This is a genomic window from Endozoicomonas atrinae, from assembly GCF_001647025.1.
Taxonomy (GTDB): Bacteria; Pseudomonadota; Gammaproteobacteria; order Pseudomonadales; family Endozoicomonadaceae; genus Endozoicomonas; species Endozoicomonas atrinae.
This window is the reverse complement of sequence record NZ_LUKQ02000196.1, coordinates 1-10,187: the sequence shown is the minus strand read 5'-3', so window position 1 is coordinate 10,187 and position 10,187 is coordinate 1. Positions and strand designations below refer to the sequence as shown.

General features: G+C 47.7%; 12 protein-coding genes. 10 read left to right on the top strand and 2 right to left on the bottom strand.

Annotated features, from left to right (window positions below):
* From AK963_RS33400 to AK963_RS20815, 8 genes are all read left to right on the top strand, one after another.
* On the top strand, window positions 1-226 hold a 226-nt coding region (locus AK963_RS33400), incomplete at its 5' end, for a hypothetical protein (RefSeq protein WP_175404586.1).
* Window positions 226-996, top strand: a complete 771-nt coding sequence (locus tag AK963_RS20845) for a hypothetical protein (RefSeq protein ID WP_066017353.1) — start codon at window positions 226-228, stop codon at window positions 994-996. The genes AK963_RS33400 and AK963_RS20845, both read left to right, overlap by 1 nt.
* Window positions 993-2,861, top strand: coding sequence for a hypothetical protein (locus AK963_RS20840; protein ID WP_066017352.1), 1,869 nt, complete (start codon window positions 993-995; stop codon window positions 2,859-2,861). Before AK963_RS20845 ends, AK963_RS20840 begins: the two co-directional genes overlap by 4 nt.
* A gap of 235 nt (window positions 2,862-3,096) precedes the next feature.
* On the top strand, window positions 3,097-3,306 hold the full coding sequence (gene cspE / locus AK963_RS20835; RefSeq protein WP_066017351.1) for a transcription antiterminator/RNA stability regulator CspE: 210 nt from the start codon (window positions 3,097-3,099) through the stop codon (window positions 3,304-3,306).
* 116 nt (window positions 3,307-3,422) lie between these two features.
* Entirely contained in the window at window positions 3,423-3,656 is a 234-nt protein-coding gene (locus tag AK963_RS20830; RefSeq protein WP_066017350.1) for a hypothetical protein, read from the top strand.
* 198 nt (window positions 3,657-3,854) lie between these two features.
* On the top strand, window positions 3,855-4,277 hold the full coding sequence (locus AK963_RS20825) for a LexA family protein (protein ID WP_066017349.1): 423 nt from the start codon (window positions 3,855-3,857) through the stop codon (window positions 4,275-4,277).
* Complete coding sequence (locus tag AK963_RS20820) at window positions 4,274-5,551, top strand: Y-family DNA polymerase (protein WP_066017348.1); 1,278 nt, start codon at window positions 4,274-4,276, stop codon at window positions 5,549-5,551. The genes AK963_RS20825 and AK963_RS20820 overlap by 4 nt, the downstream gene beginning before the upstream one ends.
* Window positions 5,552-5,617: 66 nt before the next feature.
* Window positions 5,618-6,061, top strand: a complete 444-nt coding sequence (locus tag AK963_RS20815; RefSeq protein ID WP_066017347.1) for an AP2 domain-containing protein — start codon at window positions 5,618-5,620, stop codon at window positions 6,059-6,061.
* Window positions 6,062-6,345: 284 nt separating this feature from the next.
* Here AK963_RS20815 and AK963_RS20810 read toward each other — a convergent pair whose 3' ends face one another.
* The gene (locus AK963_RS20810) at window positions 6,346-6,894 is read right to left on the bottom strand and encodes a tetratricopeptide repeat protein (RefSeq protein ID WP_083232819.1); all 549 of its coding nucleotides are present in this window, start codon (window positions 6,892-6,894) and stop codon (window positions 6,346-6,348) included.
* A 734-nt stretch (window positions 6,895-7,628) separates the two neighbouring features.
* Here AK963_RS20810 and AK963_RS20805 point away from each other — a divergent pair.
* A complete protein-coding gene (locus tag AK963_RS20805) occupies window positions 7,629-8,555 on the top strand; it encodes a TDT family transporter (protein ID WP_066017346.1) in 927 nt (308 codons plus the stop codon).
* 153 nt (window positions 8,556-8,708) lie between these two features.
* Here the strand turns inward: AK963_RS20805 and AK963_RS20800 are convergent, their stop codons facing one another.
* Complete coding sequence (locus AK963_RS20800) at window positions 8,709-8,879, bottom strand: transposase (protein ID WP_083232818.1); 171 nt, start codon at window positions 8,877-8,879, stop codon at window positions 8,709-8,711.
* Between the two features lie 194 nt (window positions 8,880-9,073).
* Here AK963_RS20800 and AK963_RS20795 point away from each other — a divergent pair, with 194 nt between their 5' ends.
* A complete protein-coding gene (locus AK963_RS20795) occupies window positions 9,074-10,078 on the top strand; it encodes an IS110 family RNA-guided transposase (RefSeq protein ID WP_066017345.1) in 1,005 nt (334 codons plus the stop codon).
* The last annotated feature ends 109 nt before the right edge of the window (window positions 10,079-10,187 follow it).

Here is a 10,187-nt window from a genome sequence, read left to right as displayed (position 1 = left end):
TGTTCAGCTTCGATCAGAAGCGTTTTTGATTCTGGATTATCAACACAGCTTTCGTCTTCGGGGGGTATACAGTCTGTTCCCATGGTTGAACCAGAGTAATAGTTCATCCGGCAGAAACTTTTGTCAGGTTGTCACAGTAGAGGGTGAGGATTACTTCACTATCAAGCGAGCGAGAAACATCAATGACAACATCAACTGCTTTGTGAAACTGACGGGGGAGTGGTGATGCAGGAGTGCCGAATTGAGCAGATGAGCATACCGAAGCCCTTCGACAACAGTATTGCTGCAACGCTCACCGTGGATGGCTTGCCCTATAACGGTGTTGTTGAACTCTATCAGCCCTTGAATACCCGTTATCTGGTGGCCACCAAAGCGGACAATGGACAGATCGCGATGAAGAACCTGCCAGCCTTGCTGGCGGATAAAAACCTTTGCCTGCTGATTACCCACGAAGGGCGACCGTTCAGCAGTGAGTTGATTTCCCCGGATAACGTGGTGGTCTATGACCTTGCCATCAGCACCAGTGGAGGCGGTGGTGCGCCAGCGGGCGACCCGGCAACCATAACCGGAAAAGTAGAGCGAGTGCTGGACAATCAGGCTGAACCCGCAGCAAGGCAACTGGTGGCCATTGAGCATAAGCCCGATGGTTCATGGTTAGTAACTGGGGATACCACCAGCGACAGCGAAACCGGCAGCTATACGCTGGACGTGCTGACCGAAGGCGGCGACACCTTTGTACTGGCGATGGACGAATACGGTGTGCCTTTCACAGCAATCGCCAGCGTGGTTCAAGGTGATCTGATTCATCCCACCATTCCCAACGGTCATGTTTACCGGGTCGAGGCAGGCGGCACCTTACCAGCCACAGAACCGCAGTGGTGGGTGGATACCGGCACTACCCACACCCGCACCATTGAAGGGGATATTACCCTCCGGGCGATTCCTTTCTATCGCCCATTGGCACACGGTCCCATCAAAGCAGAACTACTGCCATGAGTTATGAGGTTCCCACTGACAGCGCAGAGTTTCGGCTGACCGGCGCTCCCTATGCCGTCTCATCGTCGGCTATTGCTGATTTCTCCTTTGACGGCAAGGGGTTGATTTATTTTGCACCGCCTCCCGGATTGGTTCGCCATTACGAAGGCCAATGGCAAGGGGCGGTCAGTCGGCAGCAGGGCTTTTCTGCGAGCTATTCAATGAGTCGGCCTGTTAGCACTACCCGGACGCAAAGTAGTCAGCAGGCGAAGCATCTACAAGCCTCACCCTTTGGTCTGTTTTGGGGAGCCGTGGCTAAAAAGGAAGTAGAGGTCAGTTTTCGTCATGGCCAGAGCCAGAAGAAAGAAGCGGCAACCGGCGACCGTTGGCAGCAGCCCGAGCGAAAGGAAACCAGCAAACAAAGTGCATGGGATAAAAGCATTCAAGCGCAGGATCAGGAACAGGCCTCCCCTTGGAACCATCCACCAGAACGGGATAGCAATGTATCCGAAGGCATGCAGTCGGTTGATCTGTACGGCTCAAGAAATTGGAAAAGCCCTGCTTACCTTCACCCACAGCAACCGCTGAACTTTTCCTTTCAAGAACGGGAGTATGAGCCACAGGCTAACGGCTCGGTATTTTTCCAAATTGGTGCTTTTGACGAAGAAACCGCAGCTGTCCCTGTTGATAGCCAACGGCGCTTCACCTTTCAGAGCAACCGAGCCGAGGATCAGCCGGTCATTCTGCCATGGGGCTTTGGCCAGAAAGCCAGAGATGAAACGGTAACGGGAAACTATGGCGGTGAGACAGACCCGAACGTGGTAGAGAAACCGCAACCCGAGCAGCCAGAGATCAGGGAGAGTTATCTGCTTATGAACGTTATCACCACTGTCGTATTGCCTGCCCGGACACCGCTGGAACTGCCCTCAATGGACATCAGTCTGGATATTGATAGCTTCTCTTGGAGCTTTACCGGAGAGCTTTGGGGCGCTTCCAATATCGCACTGGTGGAACCGGACGAGAACGGTCCGAAGCAGATCGAGGTCGATATCAACGGCTGGAAGTGGATCTTCATTATTGAGCGTTACAGCACAAACAGACGGTTCGGGGATGAGCGTTACACCCTCTATGGCAGCAGCCGAACCCAACTGCTCGCAGCCCCTTATGCGCCACAGCGAAGCAAGAGCAACAGCGCCAACCTCAACGCTAAACAGGCCATTACCGAAGAACTGGCTAACACTGGCTTTACGGCAACCTACCCTGACCTGAACGACTACAGCACACCCGATTGGATCATGCCGGGTGGATCATTCAGCTATCAGAACCAGACCGCCATGCAGGTCGTCGCCAAGATCGCTAACACAGCTGGATCGGTGGTTATCCCAAGCCGTGATAATGACCAGGTGAGCATTCAGCCCCGATACCCTGCCAGCCCTTGGCACTGGAATACTGCCACAATGGATAAGATCGTTCCGGCAAGTATGGTCATCAGTTTGAGTGCCAATTGGCGACCAGAGCTGGCTTACAATGCGGTCTATGTTTCAGGCACCAATGCAGGCGTGGCGGTCAACGTCAAACGAACCGGAAGCAGTGGCAATAATCCGGCTCCCGATATTTTGGAGGACTGGCTTACCGAAACGCAGGTCAATACCGAGCGAGGCCGAAATGAGCTCGCCAAGGGCGGCAACCAGAGCATTACCACCATTGAACTGCCATTGACCGACACCAACACGGTACCTGGCTTAATTGAGCCGGGTATGCTGGTGGAAGTTCAGGATACGCTTTTAGGAGAGAGCGGAAACTGGCAAGCCCTCTGCCTGGCTACAAATATCACGGCTGAACGAAGCAGAGTCATCCAAAGTGTCCAGCTGGAAAGACACTATTAGGCACCTACACACCAATGGCTGAGTATCTTGCGTTGAAGATTGAATACAAGTGGCCATAGCGATTAGGATACTACCCTGTATAATGGCGGAACGTTAAAAGTGTGATTTATTTTTTATGCAAAGATTTGATGTTCCGGGTGTAATAGCTCGCCATATCCTTCATAAGTGATAACAAGCTTCTAGCTCCACCGCCTTATCACTAGGCACATTGATTATTAAATTACAGGATATGACTATGTCTACTACTACCGGTACCGTTAAGTGGTTCAATGAAGAGAAAGGTTTTGGTTTCATCGCTCAGGAAAACGGCGGACCAGACGTGTTTGCTCACTTCCGTCAAATCATCGGTGATGGCTTCAAAACACTGACAGAAGGTCAGCGAGTTGAATTCAAAGTGACTCAAGGCCAGAAAGGTCCACAGGCTGAAGATATTCGACCACTGTAATGGTCGAGACTACAACACTGTAGTTTCCAACCTCGCATAAACGAGGTTCAGAAGGACAATGCTTTCGGGTATTGTCCTTTTTTGTGGTTTCAAAAAAATAAAAGGGTTTCGGGCTTATGGCAACCACCAATATCTGGCAACAATTCAAGGCTCTGATTCCTGAAGGCGTGCGGGTCATCGCCACCATTACTGCTAACAACGGCAACGGGACCAGTCAGGCAGAGCTAAGAGATGGTTCAGTGATCACCGTGAAGGGGGAATCAGTAAGCGTTGGCTTGAAGGCATTTATACAGGATGGAGAGATAAGAGGAATAGCTCCGGCCCTCGCTCACTATGAAGTGGAAGTTTGAGGTAAGCAAACAATAATCAGCTGTCTATAACCCCTTTTTTGCGACTCAGACTCATCTCCTCACGGTTTTATCCAAAGTCTGTCCAAACATTGCATACCTTATTCACTCACCAGCCTGCATCACTGCTCATTAGCTTGACACAAGAATCAGATCAAATGACTATACTGTATATATAAACAGTCTTTGAGTTGAAGTGGCATGAAGCCCATCCAGATCCTTCCACAGCCCAACCCAGAAGTATTACCCTTCTACCAGAGCCCCGCAGCCTGCGGTTTTACCAGTCCTGCGGCAGATTACCTGCAAGAAACACTGTCCCTTGACCAACTGCTAATCCGCCATCCTGCTGCCACTTTTTTTGCAAGAGCCCAGGGACGATCCATGGAAGGTGCCGGTATCTTCGATGGCGATATCCTCATTATTGACCGCTCGCTATCCCCAAAAGATGGTGACGTGATACTCACTCTGCTGGATGGCGAGTTAATCGTAAAGCGCCTCGTCTACCGCAACAACAAGCCAGAACTCCATTCTGAGCACCCGGACTACCCGCCCGTTAAGCTCGATTCTGAACAGGAAATTACTGTTTGGGGTGTGGTGACTGAAGTCATTCACCACCTGCGATGAAAGAAGTAATCGCCCTCTGCGACGCCAACGCCTTTTACTGTTCCTGCGAGCAGGTCTTTGATCCATCCCTGATTGATAAAGCCCTGGGCGTGCTGAGCAATAACGATGGCTGCATTGTTGCCAGAACAGCCCAACTCAAAGCACTGGGCGTTGCCATGGGTACACCGGCATTCAAAGTCATGGATCAGGTAGAGCGTGGCGAGATCATTCTGAGAAGCTCCAACTATGCACTCTACGGCGATATGTCCTCCCGTTTTATGTCGGTGTTGGAACAGTTCAGCCCGAAGCTGGAAGTGTATTCCATCGATGAAGCCTTTGTTGACCTCTCCGGTTTTCCTGAAGACAGCCTGCATGCCAGAGGCCTGGACATGAAACAGCGGGTATTCCAGTGGACAGGGCTTCCTATTGGCGTGGGCATCTCTACCACCAAAACACTCGCCAAACTGGCGAATTACGCGGCCAAGAAATTTCCGGCAACCGGAGGCGTTGTGGACTTAACCAATCCAGTTCGCCAGCAACGGCTAATGACGATTACCCCGGTTGGTGAAGTATGGGGCGTCGGCCGGCGAATCGGAAAACGGCTGGAGGCGGCAGGCATTCATACGGCAGCACAACTGGCAAATGCCAATCGACAATGGATCAAGAAACAGTTTTCTGTAGTGTTGGAACGCACAGTCTGCGAACTCCAGGGAGAATACTGCATTCCCTGGGAGGAAGGAGGTTCAGCCAATAAACATCAGATTATGTGTTCAAGAAGCTTTGGCCATCGAGTCACCACCAAACAGGAACTCCATGCGGCACTGGCCAGTTTTATCTGTCGTGCCTGCGAGAAACTCAGAAAGCAAAAGCAGTATTCCCGTGAAGCCATCCTCTTTATCAGGACTGACCCCTTTAAAGACAACCTCCCACAAACAGGCCGAAGTCTTAAGCTGATGGCACCGTCTCCTACCAGCGATAGCTCGGTCTGGCTGCAACAGTTAACTCCGGCTTTGGACGTGCTGTTTCAGGAGGGTTACGAGTATAAAAAGGCAGGCTTCGCCCTGATGGATCTCTGTTCCGGCCAGGGCTTTCAGGGTGATTTACTGGCAGCAGCATCAACCCCCGAAAATACCCGGATGATGTCGGTACTGGATGCCATCAATCAACGTTTTGGAAGCCAAACACTGCGGCCTGCTTCAGTGGGGTTTGAGTCTCAGCAGTGGCATATGAACCAGCAGGCATTGAGTCCCTGTTATACGACTCAATGGCGAGATATTATACGAGTCAGAATATGAAAGTGTGCACTTGCTGGTTGGCTGGAAGAAAACCAGATGGCATCTGACAGCAGGATGAATTGAACAATGACGCCTGAACAGCGAAAATTACTGGATGAACTGGAACCTGACCATCACCTGTCGTTAGACCCGAAGCGAAAGGTATGGCGTGTGTATGCCTATGGTACGACGCATCAGTTCGCTGCCAACAAACTCGGTGGTATCGAACCGGCAAAAGCGGTGGCAAAGGCTTTTCGTGACAGCCTGCCTGCCGCGGCTTTTGAGCTGAAAAAGCCGTTATTGGAGCAGGCGAGATCAAAGGCTGTTGGTGTCCGTAAATGCACCAATTCTATTGGCGTTACCTACTGGCGAGCAGACTGGGTCGAACTTGATCCGACCGACCCGCTGGGTCAACGGATAAAGAAAAAAAGCAAGTATTTTTCCATTCAGGAATATGGTGACAAAGAAGCCTACAATAGGGCGGTCAAGTACCGTGAAAGGGCGATCTTTGAACTGGGGGTGGGCGGGTGAAACTGACAGACAAAGTAACCTTTTGTCTGTCTAGATCAAGCCATAGGGCAAGTGTGTATGGTTATTGAGTTAAACAAGACGTTAACTGTCCTACGCACCATGGGGTTGATCAGCGAGATTGACCATTGCACCATAACCGGGAGGGTGCACGGGTGTTTTCACAAGGAGGTGAAAACGCAGATTGTCAGGTCTGAACTTCTATATATGAGCCTCTGATACCAAGATCAGAGGCAGGGCACCAGTGATGCCCTGATACTTTTTGATATATGGGGTATATGAATTAGCTACTCTTGGTTTACTTCTTTAGCCTTACTCAATGTTTCTGATATCTGAGTGCTTGTTATGTACCGACCACCTGTTGATTCACAGCAATAAAAAAGACTATTTCCTTGAGTTTTATTTGATACATGTTGAGCCAGTTCAAGGGCTTTTTCAGGGTTTGCTACTCCTTCATCACGCAGATAGATATTCGCTAGTTGAAATTTTGCTATCAGTGCATCGCTTGTTTGATTGAAATAGCCTGATTTACCTGATGCACCAACCAACTGTCCATTGGACCAATTTGCTTCTGCCTCATGAGCAGCAGCTAACTCATACCATTGTATTGCCGTGGGAATATCTTTTTTAACACCAGAACCTAATTCGTAAGCAACTCCCATGCGTAACTGCGCCCAAGGTTCACCTCTTTCTGCTGCAGGTTTTAATATTTCAAATACCTTCTCGTATTCATATCTTTCCCAGGCGATATCAACAGTTCTCTCACCAGGATTTGGGTTTGGCCCTGCACAAGCAGCAAGAAGAAAAAATGAAACAAGTATAAATAATTTTTTCATGTCTTTTTCCTCAAAAAATGGGTTCTGTATTTAATTGGAAAGACTCACCTAAAACAGTTCGCAACTCTGTATCGAATCTATAAACAGCGAATCTTTTGCCAAGATTCGTGAGTTGCCGCTAATCAGTGGAGAATCTCATGGTTGCACGACAGATGGATTTTTAACTCCCTGAGTCGGAATGCTTCAGAAAAAGCAAGTGCCACAAACAAATGTAGCAAATGTGGTTGGTAGGATGACTATGTGTTCAGTATGCTTGGGCTGATCAATATGTGATCATATTCATGGCGTGGGATAATTCCATATCGGTGAATAACGGAAAAGCTGAGCAAGCATTGTCACAGGGAGATGAAATCAGAAAGTGTCTGATTAAGTCTGAACTACTCCATCTGATTACACCATTTCATTGTGCACTATATAAAATTCCTTCATGGGTCGCATAATAAGCTTTATACACTATGAAAGACCTGACCCTTATTTTTCCTCATTTTTTCTTGGGTGCGGAGTATCATGATTTTTTCCTGGGTAGCATGACCATGGAACCGCTTTTCCGTTGATGATCACCAAATACTGGACATACAACGTTTTGAGAATTGTATGTTAGGGGTCAATCAATTAAAACGATCACTGAAACCAATCTAACTGATTGATATTACGTGTTAAAATTTTATACCCAAAACACTGAGTAACGATTAGAGTACTAATCCTAATTTTCACCGAGGTCAACTTTGTAAGGCATGGAACTTTTTCAGATTGCATTTGGTTTGGCGACTTTGCTTTTTTTCCCTCTTTTGGCCATCTTTGTGGTTGGCGTAGTGCTGTACGAGAAAATCATCTACCCAATGTGGGCGCGTTCTGTGTATCTACGTACTTTACCTAGCTCTATGCATATGATTGCTGGCATATCTGCACTAATTGCCTTGGCAGTTTTTGGGATATATGGAGATAAGTTGGTTGAGTCAGCTACCATGACCTTTTTAGCAGGCTCAGCAACAAGTGTATTTGCCGCTGTCATTTTCTATTATTTTACTAACCATATCAATGATATAAATAACCGTAAAAGTGCATATGAGGCGCATTACCATGAGCTGTTGAGAATTACTGAAGCCAGTGGAATAGAGGCTCAATTTTTCGGTTGGAAACACGATAAACAGACCGAAGAAAAAGCATGGGAATTTGCGAGAGCAAATCGTAGTCTAGATGGCCTCGCAAAAGAGTATATTCGCTTCTTAGAGAGTACGGGGAGAATACTAACCCCTCGGTTTCTTAATGAATGCAGAACCACAATGAGCCGTATAGACCGCTCAGTTATCTACTTCGACCAAGATGTAAGAAATGCCTTTGCTAAAGTTGAGAAGCATATAGATAAATTACTTGTTGAGTGCAGTAATTTCGATAAGGAAGCAGAGCAAATAAAAAGTGAAACTCACCGGCAAAACTTAGAGCTGTTCAACGATTACAAAATATTTCAGCTTTGGTTTCGAAAAACTAAGGAAGAAAAAGAAGCTATTGAGCCATCAGGCTATGGTCTCCTCGCGGAACACGCACTATTCGCTTTTTCACGGACAGTTGCCGTTGCAGCTCACCTTACCTTGGCACGCATAGAACTCAAGAATGCGTTAGAAAAACACACTGAGCCTTTGATACCAGAGGAAATGAAGTAATAGGGGTAGCATGTCAGGCTAATAACATTGGATCACTTGAAAAAATGGGGTCAGGCCTTAGCTTCTACAGGACAGCTCTTCGAGTGTTCATTAAAAATCATGGTGTTCAGTTTTTCATTTTTCTGAAACACACGATAAAAGACCTGCCCCTTATTACTGTTTTTCTGAAAGACGGGAAAACTGTCGGTTCCAGTTATAGATCTGCTGAACACTGATACCAAGCTGCTTAGCAACCTCTGAAGCTTTTCTATCGGGCAATCCCGCCATGCGGAAAGCTTCTTTGCGGAATTCTTCGGTATAAGCAGGATGTCTGTGTTTACTCATGACTCACCTCACCGTTAGAAGATAATCTAACTTAATGAAGTGTCCAGTATTCGTGGGTAACTCGAACTCATAATGCCTCAATCAGCCGACGCCGAAGGCGGTCGGCTGGATTGATTTGATACTCATTGAGCCTTCTCCCCAGCTTATTCAAATCGATAAGCTGGTAGGCACCACACCAAAACGGAGAAGACCCAATGAGATTCTACAATACTTCTCACCCTTATTACTGCGGTATCGATTTGCATGCCCGACTGCTCTATGTCTGCATCATTGATAACCAGGGTGAAAAACAGTTACACCAGAAAATCAAAGCCGATCCAGCAGCTTTATTAGCATTAATCGAACCCTATATTGGTCAGGTGGTTATCGGTGTTGAATGCATGCATTGCTGGTACTGGGTGGCCGACTGGTGTGCTGATCATAATATTGATTTTGTCCTTGGCCACGCCCTGTATATGAAAGCCATTCATGGTGGTAAAACCAAAAATGACAAAATTGATTCTTACAAAATTGCTAGAATACTTCGGGGGGGCAACTTCCCACTGGCTTATGAATACCCCAGAGACATGCGATCAACCCGTGACCTATTACGCAGAAGAACCCGGCTAGTTCGATATGCTGGTGAACTCAAAGCCCATGTCAAAAACACGGCCAGCCAATACAACCTGCCCGACCTGAACCGACTCAATCTTCGCTACGAAAATAACCGTGAGCAGGTAAGAGAACTGTTTGCGGATGGCATGGTTCAGGCCAGTGTTGACCTTGATCTCGATCTGGTGACGTTCTTCGATAAAGAGTTAGCAAAAGTTGAATGGAAACTGAAAAAACATACTCAGCAGTTCAATAGTAAAGCGTTTAACCTACTGAAAACCGTTCCGGGCATTGGCGACATCCTGGCATTAACCATCCTTTACGAAATAGGCGACATCAGCCGGTTCACCAGCGTACAGAAGTTTGCTTCCTACAGCCGGTTGGTTAAATGCAAAGCAGAGTCAGCTGGTAAAACCTACGGCACACAGGGCAATAAAATTGGGAATGCCCACCTCAAATGGGCTTTCTCAGAAGCAGCAGTACTCTACTTGAGAGGTAATGACAAAGCCCAGCGTTATCTGCAAAAACTTCAACGTCGTATGCCAAAAAGCAAAGCCTTATCAGTCCTTGCTCACAAAATTGGCAGGGCGGTGTCATCACCGATGTAATAAGTCTTCAAAACACCAGTTTAATTTGACCTCCCGATTAACCCTTTTCTGGCCGATTGTTTTCCTGTTGGTATCAAGCAGGGAGCAGCGCCATGACCAATCGAGAGGA

What these genes read in the sequence shown, in the direction of transcription:
- AK963_RS20845 (WP_066017353.1), top strand. Translation starts at nt 226, where the DNA reads ATGCAGGAGTGCCGAATTGAGCAGATGAGCATACCGAAGCCCTTCGAC.
- AK963_RS20840 (WP_066017352.1), top strand. Translation starts at nt 993, where the DNA reads ATGAGTTATGAGGTTCCCACTGACAGCGCAGAGTTTCGGCTGACCGGC.
- cspE (WP_066017351.1), top strand. Translation starts at nt 3,097, where the DNA reads ATGTCTACTACTACCGGTACCGTTAAGTGGTTCAATGAAGAGAAAGGT.
- AK963_RS20830 (WP_066017350.1), top strand. Translation starts at nt 3,423, where the DNA reads ATGGCAACCACCAATATCTGGCAACAATTCAAGGCTCTGATTCCTGAA.
- AK963_RS20825 (WP_066017349.1), top strand. Translation starts at nt 3,855, where the DNA reads ATGAAGCCCATCCAGATCCTTCCACAGCCCAACCCAGAAGTATTACCC.
- AK963_RS20820 (WP_066017348.1), top strand. Translation starts at nt 4,274, where the DNA reads ATGAAAGAAGTAATCGCCCTCTGCGACGCCAACGCCTTTTACTGTTCC.
- AK963_RS20815 (WP_066017347.1), top strand. Translation starts at nt 5,618, where the DNA reads ATGACGCCTGAACAGCGAAAATTACTGGATGAACTGGAACCTGACCAT.
- AK963_RS20810 (WP_083232819.1), bottom strand. Translation starts at nt 6,894, where the DNA reads ATGAAAAAATTATTTATACTTGTTTCATTTTTTCTTCTTGCTGCTTGT.
- AK963_RS20805 (WP_066017346.1), top strand. Translation starts at nt 7,629, where the DNA reads ATGGAACTTTTTCAGATTGCATTTGGTTTGGCGACTTTGCTTTTTTTC.
- AK963_RS20800 (WP_083232818.1), bottom strand. Translation starts at nt 8,879, where the DNA reads ATGAGTAAACACAGACATCCTGCTTATACCGAAGAATTCCGCAAAGAA.
- AK963_RS20795 (WP_066017345.1), top strand. Translation starts at nt 9,074, where the DNA reads ATGAGATTCTACAATACTTCTCACCCTTATTACTGCGGTATCGATTTG.